At 41.5% G+C, this 16,081-nt stretch carries 15 protein-coding genes; 14 read left to right on the forward strand and 1 reads right to left on the reverse strand.

Translation table 11 applies throughout. The annotated features are described in order from the left end of the window. The 13 genes from FN960_RS11800 to hfq all read left to right on the forward strand — a co-directional run bounded on the left by FN960_RS11800 (position 1) and on the right by hfq (position 13,846). Entirely contained in the window at positions 1–255 is a 255-nt protein-coding gene (locus FN960_RS11800; RefSeq protein ID WP_143848923.1) for a hypothetical protein, read from the forward strand. Then, on the forward strand, positions 245–904 hold the full coding sequence (locus tag FN960_RS11805; RefSeq protein ID WP_143848924.1) for an AAA family ATPase: 660 nt from the start codon (positions 245–247) through the stop codon (positions 902–904). Before FN960_RS11800 ends, FN960_RS11805 begins: the two co-directional genes overlap by 11 nt. Positions 905–1,059: 155 nt before the next feature. Then, positions 1,060–2,616: a ribonuclease Y gene (gene rny, locus FN960_RS11810; protein WP_143848925.1), complete on the forward strand. Its 1,557-nt coding sequence runs from the start codon at positions 1,060–1,062 to the stop codon at positions 2,614–2,616. Positions 2,617–2,667: 51 nt separating this feature from the next. After that, a complete protein-coding gene (locus FN960_RS11815; protein WP_143848926.1) occupies positions 2,668–3,465 on the forward strand; it encodes a TIGR00282 family metallophosphoesterase in 798 nt (265 codons plus the stop codon). 127 nt (positions 3,466–3,592) lie between these two features. Continuing rightward, entirely contained in the window at positions 3,593–3,853 is a 261-nt protein-coding gene (locus FN960_RS11820; protein ID WP_143848927.1) for a stage V sporulation protein S, read from the forward strand. A gap of 146 nt (positions 3,854–3,999) precedes the next feature. Further along, positions 4,000–5,610 carry a tRNA (N6-isopentenyl adenosine(37)-C2)-methylthiotransferase MiaB gene (gene miaB, locus FN960_RS11825; protein ID WP_143848928.1) on the forward strand — a complete coding sequence of 537 codons (1,611 nt, stop codon included), beginning with the start codon at positions 4,000–4,002 and terminating at the stop codon, positions 5,608–5,610. Between the two features lie 5 nt (positions 5,611–5,615). Further along, the gene (locus FN960_RS11830; RefSeq protein WP_143848929.1) at positions 5,616–6,026 is read left to right on the forward strand and encodes a YlbF/YmcA family competence regulator; all 411 of its coding nucleotides are present in this window, start codon (positions 5,616–5,618) and stop codon (positions 6,024–6,026) included. Positions 6,027–6,672: 646 nt separating this feature from the next. Beyond that, positions 6,673–7,239: an outer spore coat protein CotE gene (locus FN960_RS11835; RefSeq protein WP_143848930.1), complete on the forward strand. Its 567-nt coding sequence runs from the start codon at positions 6,673–6,675 to the stop codon at positions 7,237–7,239. Positions 7,240–7,360: 121 nt separating this feature from the next. Next, entirely contained in the window at positions 7,361–9,961 is a 2,601-nt protein-coding gene (mutS, locus tag FN960_RS11840) for a DNA mismatch repair protein MutS (protein WP_143848931.1), read from the forward strand. Positions 9,962–9,987: 26 nt separating this feature from the next. Next, positions 9,988–11,838, forward strand: coding sequence for a DNA mismatch repair endonuclease MutL (mutL, locus tag FN960_RS11845; protein ID WP_143848932.1), 1,851 nt, complete (start codon positions 9,988–9,990; stop codon positions 11,836–11,838). A 16-nt stretch (positions 11,839–11,854) separates the two neighbouring features. Continuing rightward, positions 11,855–12,637 (forward strand): class I SAM-dependent methyltransferase, encoded by a 783-nt coding sequence (locus FN960_RS11850; RefSeq protein ID WP_143848933.1) that lies wholly within the window; start codon positions 11,855–11,857, stop codon positions 12,635–12,637. A 16-nt stretch (positions 12,638–12,653) separates the two neighbouring features. After that, positions 12,654–13,571: a tRNA (adenosine(37)-N6)-dimethylallyltransferase MiaA gene (gene miaA, locus FN960_RS11855; RefSeq protein WP_143848934.1), complete on the forward strand. Its 918-nt coding sequence runs from the start codon at positions 12,654–12,656 to the stop codon at positions 13,569–13,571. A 41-nt stretch (positions 13,572–13,612) separates the two neighbouring features. After that, positions 13,613–13,846: an RNA chaperone Hfq gene (gene hfq, locus FN960_RS11860; protein WP_143848935.1), complete on the forward strand. Its 234-nt coding sequence runs from the start codon at positions 13,613–13,615 to the stop codon at positions 13,844–13,846. Between the two features lie 98 nt (positions 13,847–13,944). On the opposite strand, the gene FN960_RS11865 is transcribed toward hfq, so the two are convergent. After that, positions 13,945–14,949, reverse strand: coding sequence for a tyrosine-type recombinase/integrase (locus FN960_RS11865; RefSeq protein ID WP_143848936.1), 1,005 nt, complete (start codon positions 14,947–14,949; stop codon positions 13,945–13,947). Positions 14,950–15,093: 144 nt separating this feature from the next. On the opposite strand from FN960_RS11865, the gene spoVK reads away from it, so the two are divergent. Beyond that, complete coding sequence (gene spoVK / locus FN960_RS11870) at positions 15,094–16,038, forward strand: stage V sporulation protein K (protein WP_143848937.1); 945 nt, start codon at positions 15,094–15,096, stop codon at positions 16,036–16,038. Positions 16,039–16,081: the final 43 nt, after the last annotated feature.

The following is a 16,081-nucleotide window of genomic DNA, read 5'->3' on the forward strand; positions in this document are numbered from 1 at the left end:
ATGAATCAAATAGAGCAGGATTTAGCAAAGATGAAGCAGGCAATTGATCAAGCACGTGATGTACGTTATCGCGCTGAAGCGAAGCTAGAAGAACTCGAAAATCAAAAAGAGAGAATTTTAGAAGAGCTAAAAGAGCTTGGTGTTGAACCAGATCAGCTTGAGAATGAAATAAAAAAACTAGAGACGGAAATTGATCAGATGATGAAAGAAACATGGTCACTCATACCAAAAGAGTTGATTCCAAATGAATCATGAGCAATTGGCAGAGCTTGAGCAGAAGCTAAAGCAAGCTCATCAAACGTGGCTGGGATTAGATGCTCGCAGACAGGTACTTATAGAGCAGCTTCATCAGGCTGAACAGAAACTAAATGAGTACATGGATACAATTGATGTATATGAGAAGGCTAGAGTTCTTCTTCAGCAATCAGCAGAGTATGCAAGGGAACAAGCGAGACAGCAGATGGAAACTCTGGTAACGAATGCGTTGCAATATGTCTTCGGTCCGTTGTTTACGTTTAATATTGAGCTTGAGGAGCATGGAAGTCGGACCGTTGCAGAGTTCTACGTAACAACTGAATATGAAGGGGTTCGTGTAAAGACTAAGCCACAGGATTCTCGTGGGGGAGGCGTCGTAGATATTGTTACGCTTGCCTTGCGCGTTGCTTTAATGGAAACGGTTCAGCCAAAGGTAGCAGGGCCACTAATTTTAGATGAACCTGGTAAACATGTATCTAATGAGTATGTATACTATTTATACGAATTTCTAAAATCACTAAGTACAATGTTTGGCAGACAGATCATTATGGTTACACATAATCATCATTTAACAGAGTCAGCAGACAAGGCTTACGAGGTATCAATTCGTGATGGTATCAGTGAAGCTCTCCCTGTTTCCACAGCTTGACATCAAGGGTGGCGCACTTTACAATTAAAAGGTGAAGCGGCTTATTATTTTATATTTCTTCCGCTTTCATGTATGGAACTTGATGATATGAATAAAAGGATCTATGCAAAAAGAGTGATTGAACCAACAATTAGATAGCAAGAGGAGGTGAAAATATGGATATACCACTGTATATTCTCATCCCCATATTACTTGTTGTTGCAGTTGTTGGATATCTTGTTCGAAAATCCATTGCAGAAGCGAAGATCGTAAGCGCGGAACATGCTGCGAATCAAATTGTGGAAGACGCTAAACGAACTGCTGAAGCGAATAGGAAAGAGGTCATCCTTGAAGCAAAGGATGAAGTTCATACTCTTCGTACTGAAGCAGAACGTGAAGTTCGTGAACGTAGGAATGAGATTCAAAAACAAGAGCATCGTTTGGTACAAAAAGAAGAGATTCTAGACCGGAAAAGCGAAACCTTCGATAAAAAAGAAGAAGCATTGGAAAAAAGGGAGGAATCTCTCACCAAAAGACAACGACAAGTTGAAGAGATGAACAGTAAAGTGGATGAGCTCATTGCTAAGCAACAGCAAGAGCTGGATCGTATATCCGGTATGAGTCGTGAGGAAGCAAAACTCTCTGTTCGTTCAGAGGTTGAACAGGAGATTGCTCATGAGACGGCTGTTCTCATAAAAGAACGATTGACTCAGGCGAAAGAAGAAGCTGATAAAAAAGCCAAAGAACTCCTATCTTTAGCTGTTCAGCGTTGTTCAGCCGATCACGTAGCAGAAACCACCGTTTCTGTAGTGACATTGCCTAATGACGAAATGAAAGGGCGAATTATTGGCCGAGAAGGTCGAAACATTCGTGCTCTTGAGACGTTAACAGGTATTGATTTAATCATTGATGATACCCCTGAAGCTGTCATACTTTCTGGATTTGATCCGATTCGTCGTGAAATTGCTCGTACTGCGCTGGAGAAGCTTGTGCAGGATGGACGAATTCACCCGGCGAGAATAGAGGAAATGGTGGATAAATCCAGACGTGAAGTTGATGAGGCCATTCGTGAGTACGGTGAGCAGACTTCATTTGAAATGGGCATACATGGATTACATCCTGATCTGATCAAAATTCTTGGTCGTCTGAAATTCCGTACAAGTTATGGACAAAACGTCCTAAAGCACTCCATTGAGGTTGCACACTTAGCGGGATTAATGGCATCAGAGCTTGGTGAAGATGTGAAGCTTGCTAAACGCGCTGGACTTCTTCATGACATTGGTAAAGCAATTGACCATGAGGTTGAAGGCAGTCACGTTGAAATTGGTGTTGAGCTTGCAACAAAGTATAAAGAGCACCCGGTTGTTATTAATGCAATTGCTTCTCACCACGGGGATACAGAGTCTACTTCGGTTATCTCAACTCTTGTTGCTGCAGCGGATGCATTATCAGCAGCCCGCCCAGGAGCTAGAAGAGAAACCCTTGAAACTTACATCCGTCGTTTAGAGAAGCTAGAAGAGATCTCGGAATCGTTTGAAGGGGTTGAGAAGACTTACGCCATTCAGGCAGGACGAGAGGTTCGGATTATGGTTCGCCCTGATTTAGTTGATGATATATTGGCTCATAAGCTAGCAAGGGATATTACAAAACGAATTGAAGATGAACTTGACTATCCAGGGCATATTCGGGTGACCGTAATACGCGAAACTAGGGCAGTTGAGTATGCGAAATAAAGCGGCTAATGCCGCTTTATTTTGTTTGAACAACATTAGAAAGAGGTAGCTATGAAGATATTATTTATTGGTGATGTGGTCGGATCTCCGGGTCGACATATGATTCAGGAATACGTCAAGCGCTTAAAAAAACAATATAAACCAACGTTAACAATCATCAATGGAGAAAATGCAGCGGCTGGTAAAGGAATAACTGAAAAAATATATAAAAGTTTTCTTGATGCAGGTGCGCAGGCGGTTACACTTGGCAATCATGCATGGGCTAATCGCGACATTTTTGAGTTTATAGATGAAGCAAAATGGTTGGTACGTCCAGCCAATTATCCTGAGGGAACTCCTGGCACAGGTATGGTTTATGTACAAATCAACCAAATAGAAGTAGCCGTCATTAATTTAATGGGGCGTACATTTCTTCCGGCTAATGACTGTCCATTTAGAAAGGCTGATGAGTTAATTGCTGAGGCAGAAAAAAGAACCCCCTATATCTTTGTTGATTTCCATGCAGAAGCCACCAGTGAAAAAATAGCGATGGGCTGGTACTTAGATGGACGAGTAACAGCAGTTGTTGGGACGCATACTCATGTTCAAACAGCGGATGAACGAGTGCTGCCAAAGGGTACTGCTTATATTACCGATGTTGGCATGACCGGTCCCTACGATGGCATTTTAGGTGTAGAACGCGAGCCGGTTCTTCATAAATTCCTGACAAATCTGCCTGCAAGGTTTGAAGTCGCCTCTGGCGGGGAACAGTTGAGTGGCGTGGTTGTAGATGTCAATCCTAAAACTGGTCAGGCGGCTTCAATTAAAAGGCTGCAAATCAATGAGGATCATCCTTATATGGATTTGTAGTGAGAATAGAAGAAACTATCCTTAGCATCAATGAAGTACGCTCATAAACCTACTTGGACCATCCTACAACATTCACCTCATTAGGATTAGCAAATAAAACAGACTCATGAATAGAGGAGGATCGAAAATGGATGTCTTAAAAGTCTCAGCAAAATCTACACCAAATTCTGTAGCAGGAGCTTTAGCTGGAGTTATTCGTGAGCGCGGGTCTGCAGAGATTCAGGCTATTGGAGCAGGTGCACTAAATCAGTCCATTAAAGCCATAGCCATTGCTAGAGGATTTGTAGCTCCGAGTGGAATCGATCTTGTTTGCATTCCTGCTTTCACAGATATTGAGATTGATGGAGAAGAGCGTACGGCAATTAAGTTAATTATTGAGCCAAGGTAATTGGTACAAAAAAGAGGTGATTTGCTCTTCTAAGCAGATCACTTCTTTTTTTAGCCTTGGTTTCTTTGCATTGTGTTTATTGAAAGGGACACGTATAATATAGGATTAGTAGAGAGCGATGTTTTTTTGGAAGGAGCTTGACTTGAATGAATGAAGAACAACGAAAAGGTCAATTAGGAAATACACATATAGATCCCAAACAAAAGCAAACACAAACACCAACAAAGGATTATAGTCAATACTTTGACTTTTCAAAAGCAAAAATGATATCAGAGGATGATCACAAAAAAGTGATGCGTATAAATGGTCGCGATATCACAATCTATGATCAGCCTGATTACAAAGAGGGGAAACGCCGTGGAAAGCAAGAAACACAGGTCATTCGTCCTGAGCACGTTGTTCCACCAGAATTATTACAGTTAGGTAAGGGGAAAAAATTCCTTATTCGCACGTATGGCTGTCAAATGAACACACATGATTCAGAGAACATGGCAGGCCTTCTTACAGAAATGGGCTTTGAAGCTACTGACGTAACGGAGGAAGCAGATGTCATTCTTTTAAATACCTGTGCGATCCGAGAGAATGCCGAGAATAAAGTGTTTGGTGAAATTGGGCATTTAAAGCCGCTGAAGTTGGAAAAGCCTGAGCTTATTATTGGCGTATGCGGTTGTATGTCTCAAGAGGAGAGTGTTGTTAACCGTATTCTCCAAAAGCATCAGCACATTGATATGGTTTTTGGAACACATAACATTCACCGCCTGCCTCACCTACTTCGGGATGCGATTTTTGGTAAAGAAATGGTCGTTGAGGTTTGGTCGAAAGAGGGCGACATTGTTGAGAACATGCCTAGGAAGCGTGAAGGTAAAACATTGGCCTGGGTTAATATTATGTATGGCTGTGATAAATTCTGTACGTATTGTATTGTGCCTTATACACGTGGAAAGGAACGAAGCAGACTACCCGAGGATATCATTGAAGAGGTACGGGATCTAGCCAGACAAGGGTATAAGGAAATTACCTTGTTAGGGCAGAACGTAAATGCCTACGGAAAAGATCTAAAAACAGGTTATGGGCTTGGGGATTTAATGGATGCCATTCACAAAATTGATATACCACGTGTTCGGTTTACGACAAGCCATCCACGAGACTTTGATGACCGTCTAATTGAGGTACTGGCTCAAGGTGGGAACCTAGTAGAACATATTCATTTGCCGGTACAGCATGGTAGTTCTGACATTCTGAAGCTGATGGCACGAAAGTATACAAGAGAATCTTATCTTGAGCTTGCAGGTAAGATCAAGAGGGCTATTCCTAATGCTTCTTTTACCACGGATATCATTGTTGGATTTCCTAATGAAACAGAGGAACAGTTTGAAGAAACCCTTTCACTCATGAAAGAGGTAGAATTTGATAGTGCGTTCACATATATTTACTCTCCGCGCGAGGGAACACCAGCTGCTAAGATGCAAGACAATGTACCAATGGACGTAAAGAAAAAACGACTAGCTCGGTTAAATGAACTTGTTAATGAAATTTCAGCTAAAAAGAATTTGGCCTATCAGGATCAAATTGTAGAGGTCCTTGTAGAAGGTACTAGTAAAAAGGATGATACGGTGTTGGCTGGACGGACAAGAACAAATCGAACAGTCAATTTCCGTGGTCCGAAGTCAATGATCGGTCAAATTGTTTATGTGAAAATTACTGAAGCAAAAACCTGGTCGCTTAATGGAGAAATAACAGAAACAGTGGAGGTCTAAAGGTTATGGAAAAGCTATACTCGAAGGATGAGGTTCGTCAAAAGGCTCGAGAGTTGGCGAAGATGGTCGCCGAATCAGAAGAGGTTGATTTTTATAAACGTGCTGAGACACAAGTAAATGATCATCTGCGCATTCAAGAGCTTATCGCGCAGATCAAAAAGAATCAAAAAGAGGCTGTTAATTTAAAGCATTATGGTAAGACAGAAGCGCTTAAAGCAGTTGAAGAAAAAATTGATGAATTGCATCAGGAAATTGATGATATTCCTCTCGTTCAAGAATTCAAACGCAGCCAGATTGAGGTCAACTATTTACTGCAAATGATTTCAAATACGATTTCCAAAACTGTAACGGATGAAATTATTATTTCCACAGACGGCGATCTTATAAAAGGCAGAACGGTGAAGAGTCCGTTTTAAATAAAATAGCATTAAATAAAACTCGTACCGCTTCTGTAGTGGTACGAGTTTTGTTGTTTGAGTGTATTTTAGATAGAGACTTCGGCGTCGCTCCTGGAATGGGGCACGCTTTCCGGGGGCGGGCGCTGAACTAATCTTGGCTGGCGCCAATCTTATTTCAGCTCTGCCCGTACAATCCCCTCGGAGTCGGCCCCATTCCATCCGCTGTGAATCAGCATCACTTTCAACGAAGGTTCTTGCTAAAAAAGTAATTAGAATAGTGGAATAGAGTTCAACTTCTTTAAGAGGTATGAATTCTGAGATAGAGGCTTCGGCGTCGCTCCTGCAATGGGGCACACTTTCCGGGAGCGGACGCTGAATGCTCTTAGTTTAAGAATAGACAATTGTAGCCACATCTTTATCAAATATGATCAATCAATCTTTAAGCGTATCTGCTTAAACATACCTTCTTATTTATCATAAAACTTCTTTGTACTATTCTAATTCGCGTTCTCATATGGTGTATAGTAAACGGTTTGACCTACTTTTTGATTTTGAACACATTCATCAGTCTCCCTGCATAGGATGAGGGTAATTGGGCGGAATGGTAGGCACTAGCCGACACATCAACCAGCCTGCAAGGATATGAGAATAGGAGGCTCAGCAAATGTCTGAAAATGAGGTAAGTTACCGTGAGATTATTACAAAGGCTGTATGTGGCAAGGGGCGTAAATTCTCCGAAGCGACACATCATATTACACCTGCTCACAGGCCATCCAGTATTTTAGGATGTTGGATTATTAATCATAGCTATGATGCAAAAAAGCGTGGGGATACGGTTGAGGTCCAAGGCACGTATGATATCAATGTTTGGTTTTCGTATACAAATAATACGAAAACCGATGTAGCCACCCAAACGGTTACGTACACTGATATTGTGCCATTATCAATGAAGGATGAGAATGTGTTAACAGAAGACCTAGAAGTGGTTGCTCGGGCTGTGCAGCAACCCAATACACTTGAAGCCATTGTCTCTGAAAATGGAACCACTGTAGACGTTCAGGTGGAGAGAGAATTTATTGTAGAATGTATTGGAGAAACGAAGGTAGCCGTAGCGGTCAACCCACAGGGAATTGTTGAGGATTACCCAATCTCGGATTATGTAGATCAAGTAACAGATGAAGAGTTGGAGAATTTGGACCCACACTTCATGCACGAAGAATTAGATAAGTAAAACAGGGACGGTATTCTTACCGTTCTTTTTTTTGGTTGTGTTCACTTTTCTACAGAGTGCAGGCAGAGCTAGCACGTGATATACTTATCTAAGATTAAACCATGTACGGCTGGAGGAAGTTATGACACAGGTAACCCCAATGATGAAACAGTACTTAGAGATAAAAGCAGACTATCAAGATGCCTTTCTCTTTTTTCGTTTAGGCGATTTTTATGAGTTATTTCATGAAGATGCTCTCAAAGCGTCAAGAGAACTTGAGATTACGTTGACAGGAAGAGGACAGGGTGAGCAGCGAATCCCAATGTGTGGTGTCCCGCATCACTCGGCTGAACAATACATAACAAGACTCATCGAAAAGGGCTTTAAGGTTGCTATATGTGAACAAGTAGAAGATCCAGAAATGGCAAAGGGCGTAGTGAAAAGAGAGGTTGTGAAACTTCTTACCCCCGGAACGATGATGAGTGAGAGCTTTATAGAAGAGAAAGAAAATAATTATCTTTCTACTATTCATCAAAATGAAGATGGAACATTTGGAGTGGCCTTTGCTGATCTTTCCACAGGAGAAGGAAGAGTGACGTTAACTGGAGATGAGTTTGAGGAAGCAGTTCAAGAGGTATTAGCTACAAAATCAAAAGAAGTTATTGTGGCAAGCACGATAGATGCTAGTTTATTAGAACGACTAGAAAAGGAAAAACAGCTTACCATTTCATTTGAAGACGAACTTGATAATAAGGTGGAGTACAGCTGGGTTTACAAAGAATTAAAGCAACCTAAGCTAGAAACCGTCTATGCTCGTTTACTCCAATATTTAGTTAAAACACAGAAACGCTCTCTTGCGCATTTACAGCCAGCAACGTATTATGCATCGACCTCTTATCTAAAAATGGATCAGCATACAAAACGAAATTTAGAGCTAACGGAAACTCTACGTGAGAAAAAGAAGCAAGGGTCATTACTTGCAATCATTGATCAAACTGTAACAGCCATGGGGGGGCGTATGCTCAGACAATGGATCGAGCGCCCTCTCGTTTCAAAACAACAAATTATGGAGAGACAAGAAGCCGTTGAATCCTTTCTAACGCATTATTTTGAAAGAGAGGAGCTACGTGATGAATTAAAAGCAATCTATGATTTAGAGCGATTAGCTGCTCGTGTAGCATATGGAAGTGTAACGCCACGAGAGCTGGTTCAGCTTCGGAAGTCACTTCAGCGTCTGCCCGCTATCCATAGTATTCTTGGTAAGCTCAATATTTCAAGTGCTCGGAATTGGTTTGAGAACCTGGATCACTTTACACGAATTGCAGAGGTTTTAGACAATAGTTTAATTGAAGAGGCGCCTATCTCTTTAAAAGAAGGGGGGATCATTCAAACCGGTTACCATGAGGATCTGGATCGTTACCGTGAGGCTAGTACAAACGGGAAACAATGGATTGCCGAACTTGAAGCCAAGGAACGCGAAGTAACTGGCATACGCACGTTAAAAATAGGCTATAACCGTGTATTTGGATATTACCTTGAAGTGACCCGGGCAAATGCTGCAGCTGTTCCAGAGGGAAGATATGAACGGAAACAAACACTTACAAATGCAGAACGGTATGTGACACCGGAGCTGAAAGAGAAAGAGGCCTTAATTCTTGAAGCAAATGAACAAACGGAGAAGCTGGAGTACGAGCTTTTTTGTGAAATAAGAGACCAAATCAAAGAGTACGTCCCAGATTTGCAACAGCTAGCTAATCAAGTAAGTGAATTAGATGTCTATACAAGCTTTGCTACGGTGAGTGAACAACGACGGTATCAGAAGCCAATATTCTCGGAAGAGCGACGCATCCAGCTTGAAAATAATCGCCATCCGGTTGTAGAGACAGTTATTCCACGTGGGGAGTATGTGCCAAATGATGTAACCATGGGTGATGATCGCCAGATGTTGTTGTTAACTGGTCCAAATATGGGGGGGAAAAGCACCTATATGAGGCAGTTGGCTTTAACAGCTGTATTAGCGCAAATAGGCTGCTTTGTACCAGCGGATGAGGCTGAACTTCCTATTTTTGATCAAATCTTCACACGCATAGGTGCCGCTGATGACCTTGCTAGTGGTCAGAGTACGTTTATGGTGGAGATGTTAGAAACCAAGCACGCATTAACAAAAGCAACACAAGATAGTCTTTTGCTTCTTGATGAAATTGGACGCGGTACCTCTACTTACGATGGAATGGCTTTGGCTCAGGCAATCATGGAATATATTCACGAGCGTATCCAAGCTAAGACAATGTTCTCAACGCATTACCATGAGCTGACGCAAATGGAACAAACGCTTAGCCAGCTTCAGAACATTCATGTGTCCGCTGTTGAACAAGATGGACATGTTGTCTTTTTGCATAAAGTGATAGATGGTGCCGCTGATCGCAGCTACGGAATATATGTGGCAGAGCTTGCGGGTTTACCTGGCAGTGTAACACAAAGAGCAGAGGAATTATTAAAAGAACTCGAAGGTGCAGGCCAACAAACAGCCGCTACAGTAGAGAGGCCACCACAGAAAGTGAATGAAGAGTCGGACCTTCAGCTATCATTATTCGCTTATGAAGACAAGCCAAAAGCAAAGCCGACTGCTTCTAAACACGAAAAACAGGTATTGGAGGCTATCAGTCAGGCAGATCTTATGCATATGACTCCTTTTGAAGCGATGCAAATGATTAATGACTGGAAAAAACAATTGAGATCGTAATCAAAGAAGTGAAGGAGAGGATATTCATGGCGACCATCCGGCAGCTGGATGATGCACTCTCAAACAAAATTGCAGCCGGGGAAGTAGTAGAACGTCCGGCCTCAATCGTGAAAGAGCTTGTTGAAAACGCGCTAGATGCGGGTAGCACAACCATTTTAGTAGAGCTAGAGGAGGCAGGACTAGGTTCTATACGGGTTGTCGATAATGGAAGTGGGATTACTCCAGAGGATGTTGAAACGGCATTCCTGCGTCACGCAACAAGCAAAATCCAAACCGATCGAGATCTCTTTCAAATTCAGACACTGGGTTTTAGAGGAGAAGCTTTACCAAGTATCGCATCCGTGTCCCATGTACTGCTCCGTACGAGTACGGGCCAAGGAAAAGGTGTAGAGCTGACACTTGAAGGTGGACATTTAGAGAGTCGAAAAGCAGCGCATGCGCGTAAGGGAACAGAGTTGATGATCTCCCAGCTTTTTTACAACACGCCTGCCCGGTTAAAGTATCTAAAAACAACGCACACAGAGTCTGGCCATGTCTCTGATGTAATGAATCGATTAGCGATGTCAAACCCCGATGTTTCATTTGAATATGTGCATAATCAAAAGCAGGTATTAAAGACGGCAGGCAATGGCGATATTCGCCAGGTGATGGCACAGATATACGGCCGAACCATTGCGTCAAAGCTTGTCAGTTTCTCTGAATCCTCACTTGATTATACGGTTAATGGATATGTCTGTTTACCTGAAGTGAATCGATCATCACGTCAATATATGTCCATTTATATAAATGGTCGGTATATACGCAATTATGCGCTCTCACAAGCTATTTTAAAAGGGTTCCATACCCTCTTGCCAATTGGGCGATATCCCATTGCGGTGATTCAAATTGAAATGAACCCGATGCTTGTGGATGTGAATGTTCATCCTGCAAAGCTCGAAGTACGATTAAGTAAGGAAGCGGAACTTGGAGATTTGTTAATATCATCTATAAAAAAAGTCTTTCAAGAGCAACAGCTTATACCTAAGCAACAACAGCCCAAACAATCTGCAAAATCAATTGAACCGACCCAGATCTCACTTGATTTTACAGAGAACACTTCGGTTGCCAAGAAGGACACCCAAGATTCCTCACAGGAATCCTTTTATGTTCGTGAAACGCCAAGAGTATCAGATGAAGACATGGATCTACCGCCAATTAGAGATGAAAGAAAAGATACGGAACCTGTTCAAAAAGAGACAGCACATGTTCAAACAGAAGAGCCTAATCTAGAGGAAGAAACAGAGCAAAGGCAGTCTAGAATCCCTACCCTGTATCCAATTGGGCAGATGCACGGGACCTATATCATGGCTCAGAATGAGCTGGGTCTTTATTTGATTGATCAGCATGCCGCGCAGGAACGAATTAATTATGAATATTTTCGCGATAAAGTAAAAGAGCAGACTCCACATGTGCAGGAATTACTGACACCAATGACAATTGAGTGCACAGCTCAAGAATCAGCGGTCATTGAGGCAAATCTAGACAAATTGGAGGCTGTTGGCGTTTATCTAGATACGTTCGGTAGGCAAACATATCGTATCCGTTCTCATCCTGTTTGGTTCCCACAAGGGGATGAGGAGCAGACGATTCGCGAATTGATTGATCAATTGCTTGAATCAAAGCAAATTGATATCGGGAAGCTTCGTGAGGAGGCAGCCATCATGATGGCATGTAAAGCAGCCATTAAAGCAAATCGTCATCTCAGAGAGGATGAGATTGAAGCCTTGTTGCATACATTAAGTGCTTGTGCAGACCCCTTTACGTGTCCGCACGGCCGTCCAGTTATAATTAAATTTACGACCTATGAACTTGAAAAAATGTTTAAGCGGGTCATGTAGAGAGTAGGAAGCACATGTGATTGTGACGACTGCAAGAAAACAAGCGAAGCAATTACAGGATCGTGCTCAACAAATAGCAATAGATTTAGACTGTTCGTTTGTTAAGCGCAATGATTTATCTGTTTCAGAGCTAATAAATGGTTGGAAGCAAGAGGTATTGGTTACTGGCGCCAACCGATTAAGCTTGTATCATGATGGGGAAGAAGCTCCTTTTTTCTATCATCCTAATGCCGCAGCTTTTAGGGCAAAGGCGTTTCTAAAAGATGGCTATGATGTCTTTGTACAGGCTACAGGACTAAAACCAGGCTCTCAAATTTTAGACTGTACACTAGGGTTAGCAGCAGATGCCGTTATAGCAAAGCTTGCCGTTGGAGAGGCTGGAAGGGTGACGGGTATTGAAGCGCACCCTGCCATCGCGTATATTGTTCATCAGGGTTTACAAGAGTGGCAGGATGCAGGGGAAAAGGTTCGTTCAGCGATGCGCTCAGTCGAAGTTATCAGTGGGCATCACCTTAACTATTTAAAATTGCAAGCAGATAACTCCTATGATGTGGTATACTTTGATCCAATGTTTGAGGCTGCATTAGATCAATCTACAGGTATTCAGGCATTAAAGCAATATGCCAATTATGAGACTTTATCCAGTGAAGCGATTGAAGAAGCGACCCGGGTTGCCAAATACCGAGTAGTGTTGAAGGATCATTGGCAGAGCACTCGCTTTGATGAATGGGGTTTTCACGTAGAAAAAAGAAGGCTAGCCAAGTTTCAATACGGCATTATAGAAAAGAAACAAAGGTAAAGTGAGGCTGGCAATTATGAAGAAGTTACTTGTCATAGTAGGTCCCACAGCTGTCGGGAAATCTGAGCTTGGCATTAAGCTGGCAAAGGCATTTGATGGTGAAATTATCAGCGGTGACTCCATGCAAGTGTATAAAGGAATGGATATCGGAACTGCCAAAGTATCAAAGGAAGAAATGCAGGATGTACCTCATCATTTATTAGATTTTAAAGATCCGAAGCAACCTTTTTCTGTGGCCGAGTTCCAAGAACGCTGTAAGGCTGTTTTAACGACCATAGATGACAAGGGGAAACAACCTATTATAGTAGGTGGAACAGGGTTGTACATACAGTCTGTTACTCATAGCTATCAATTTGCAGATAAACCCGAGGATGTGGACTACCGTTTAAAGCTTGAGCAATTGGCTCAGAACATGGGGCATACGTATGTTCATCAAATGCTTTATGAAGTAGATCCTGAAGCGGCAAAGACAATTCATCCTAATAATGTAAGAAGAGTAATTAGAGCATTAGAGGTTCAGCATGTAACTGGAGAATTATTTTCAGCGCAGCAGATACAAGAGGTTACCCGTCCTTTTATTGGGATAGGTCTTGATTTAAAGCGTGAGCAATTGTACGATCGAATTAATCAGCGGGTAGATCATATGATAGAGCAAGGTTTAGTCTCAGAAGTCAAAGGACTTATGGATCAAGGCTTAAGGGATCAGCCATCCGCACAAGCGATTGGCTATAAAGAGATTATGATGTATCTTCGTGGAGAGTGCTCCCTTGATGAGGCTGTTGAGTTATTAAAGCGAAATTCAAGAAGATATGCTAAACGCCAGCTGACATGGTTCCGTAATAAAATGGATATTCATTGGTTTGATGCTGGTATTGAAGAAAAAGATGTACTTTTTAGTCAAATTAAGAAATTCGTTGAAGGAAACAATTCGTAAATGACGAATGTATACATATAATACAGAGGAGGTCTATACAGATGAAACAAGGGATTAACATTCAAGATCAATTTCTAAATCAACTACGTAAAGATTCAATTCCCATTACGGTGTTTTTGTTAAATGGATTTCAATTACGTGGTCTAATAAAAGGATTTGATAACTTTACAGTGATTGTTGAAACAGAAGGGAAACAGCAGCTTGTGTATAAGCATGCAATTTCTACTTTTGCACCGCAGCGTAATGTTCAATTAAAGGCTGAAACAGAGGAATAAGCAGGAAACATGTAGATTTACTTACTGCATGTAGCTTGTCGACACACGCTCGTTCATCGAGAGGGTCGACAAGCTTTTTTTATTTGCAAACATCTTTATCAGCTGGTTAATAACAGTCTTTCCTGTGCATTTAAGTGATCAAGTGTCAGAAGGCAGCGATCAAGAGATAAGGTGCTGGAGAAACCTAGGTATTGCTGTAGCTCGTCAACGGATGTCCCAGAGCAAAGCTTCTTAAGAATAAATGTATGACGCAAATGCTGTGCTGAAATGCCCTTTCGTAGTCCAGATCGTTCAACTTCCCCGCGAATCATTTTTTGAATGGCGATTTCAGTTAAGGCTTTTGGATGATCCTGCTGATAAGACCAATGAAAGGTACGGCGCTGAAAATCAAAAGCAACATGAAAGGGCTGCTTACTATGCTGTTTTGGACGTACAGGCTCGGGGATCATTTGATAATATGCAAAGGCTTTTTGTTTGTCCTCCTCTTCTAGCTGAATTACTCTTGTTTTGGTAGAATCAGAGGTTGATCTTACGACAAGCTGATTTCTCGCAAATTGAATATCAAACATAGTAATTCTTGCGACCTCCTGTAGGGTCAAACCATAGATGATAAAAAGAGAAAGAATCCAGTCGTTTCGTTTTGTCAGCATGGGTCTGGCAAGCAATTGATTTTCGCTTAGGCCTTTTTCTGATCGTACAGATGAAAGAAGTTGATCCACTTCATCCTGGGACAGCCACTCGTTTCGCTCAAGTGGAGTCACAGTAAGCTTTGGAGGCTCATACACGGTTGCAGGATGACGTACAATCATTCCTGTTGAAATCGTAAACTTTGCTAACTGTTTAGTGACAGAAATTATTCTACGAATTGTTCGTACTTTGTAACCTCTTTTCTCCATAAGATACAAAAAGAACGTATCTAATTGATCGTGCGTAAGTGTGGTCCAAATCGTTTGCATGTCTTGATCCTGATCACTCATCAACCACTTAAAAAAATCCTCTAAATCATAGCTATATCGTTTAATAGTAGAGGAGGCACGCCCCTTTTCTTCTAAGGATATTAGAAAATCTGTAACAAATACAGGATGTGTATACAAATCAGTCATTAGCTGGTACCTCCTTTTTCTTTTTAGTATACCAATACATACATGTGAATCAAGAAAAAATTAGGCGATTGTCACGCTTTCTATCTTTTGGCGTATAGTAGAATACAGCTTAAGCACATGAGATTGATAAAAGGGGGATGTGAGATGAATCATCCAACTAATCTGAAAAAAAATGCACGGATCAATGTTGTTTTAAATCAGCAGACACAATCAACCGGTACCGAAGATTGGCTGCAAAGCGAAGCAGAGCGACAAACCCATGATTCCTTTATTCGTTTTGAAGAGCAGCTTAAACAATATGTCGGTTTAGAAGAAGTGAAGCGACTGGTTAAGGAAATGTATGCCTGGCTCTATATGAATGAACGTAGAGAATTACAAGGATTAAAAACATCGAAACAAGTCCTTCATATGATCTTTAAAGGAAATCCCGGTACAGGGAAAACCACTGTTGCCAGAGTCATTGCACGCTTTTTTCATGACATGCATGTTCTTTCGAAGGGGCATTTTATTGAAGCGGAACGTGCAGATTTAGTAGGTGAATACATCGGCCACACAGCTCAAAAAACAAGGGACTTAATGAAACGAGCAAGTGGAGGTGTTTTATTTATTGATGAAGCATATTCGCTAGCCAGAGGAGGCGAAAAGGACTTTGGTAAAGAAGCCATTGACACCCTAGTCAAAGGTATGGAAGATCATTTGCATGATTTTATCCTAATTCTTGCTGGATATTCAAAAGAAATGGATCATTTTCTTTCGTTAAATCCTGGATTACCTTCACGATTTCCTATTACCATTGACTTTCCGAATTATTCTACACAAGAGCTTATGGATATGATCACTCACATGGCCAAGGAACGAGAGTACCAGCTACATCGTGAGGCAGAATTATATATACGGGAGCACATAAAGCAATTCAGACATGATCATGAATCTACATTTAGTAATGGAAGATACATGAGAAATTTAATTGAAAAAGCGATTAGACAGCAAGCGGTTCGTTTAATGAGATATCAATCATATGATCGTCAGTCGCTCATCACTTTAACGGCCGATGATTTCAAATTTCCCGATAGTCATGATACACTTTGAGTAGCATATAAAATAGAACGTAAATGAAGGAGCAGAATACATT

Origin of the sequence: Alkalicoccobacillus porphyridii (assembly GCF_007293315.1) — a bacterium.
In the GTDB taxonomy this organism is placed as follows: domain Bacteria; phylum Bacillota; class Bacilli; order Bacillales; family Bacillaceae_D; genus Alkalicoccobacillus; species Alkalicoccobacillus porphyridii.

Bases quoted from the DNA above. Each gene is read 5' to 3' on its own strand.
- FN960_RS11800 (WP_143848923.1), top strand. From the start codon at position 1: ATGAATCAAATAGAGCAGGATTTAGCAAAGATGAAGCAGGCAATTGAT.
- FN960_RS11805 (WP_143848924.1), top strand. From the start codon at position 245: ATGAATCATGAGCAATTGGCAGAGCTTGAGCAGAAGCTAAAGCAAGCT.
- rny (WP_143848925.1), top strand. From the start codon at position 1,060: ATGGATATACCACTGTATATTCTCATCCCCATATTACTTGTTGTTGCA.
- FN960_RS11815 (WP_143848926.1), top strand. From the start codon at position 2,668: ATGAAGATATTATTTATTGGTGATGTGGTCGGATCTCCGGGTCGACAT.
- FN960_RS11820 (WP_143848927.1), top strand. From the start codon at position 3,593: ATGGATGTCTTAAAAGTCTCAGCAAAATCTACACCAAATTCTGTAGCA.
- miaB (WP_143848928.1), top strand. From the start codon at position 4,000: ATGAATGAAGAACAACGAAAAGGTCAATTAGGAAATACACATATAGAT.
- FN960_RS11830 (WP_143848929.1), top strand. From the start codon at position 5,616: ATGGAAAAGCTATACTCGAAGGATGAGGTTCGTCAAAAGGCTCGAGAG.
- FN960_RS11835 (WP_143848930.1), top strand. From the start codon at position 6,673: ATGTCTGAAAATGAGGTAAGTTACCGTGAGATTATTACAAAGGCTGTA.
- mutS (WP_143848931.1), top strand. From the start codon at position 7,361: ATGACACAGGTAACCCCAATGATGAAACAGTACTTAGAGATAAAAGCA.
- mutL (WP_143848932.1), top strand. From the start codon at position 9,988: ATGGCGACCATCCGGCAGCTGGATGATGCACTCTCAAACAAAATTGCA.
- miaA (WP_143848934.1), top strand. From the start codon at position 12,654: ATGAAGAAGTTACTTGTCATAGTAGGTCCCACAGCTGTCGGGAAATCT.
- hfq (WP_143848935.1), top strand. From the start codon at position 13,613: ATGAAACAAGGGATTAACATTCAAGATCAATTTCTAAATCAACTACGT.
- FN960_RS11865 (WP_143848936.1), bottom strand. From the start codon at position 14,949: ATGACTGATTTGTATACACATCCTGTATTTGTTACAGATTTTCTAATA.
- spoVK (WP_143848937.1), top strand. From the start codon at position 15,094: ATGAATCATCCAACTAATCTGAAAAAAAATGCACGGATCAATGTTGTT.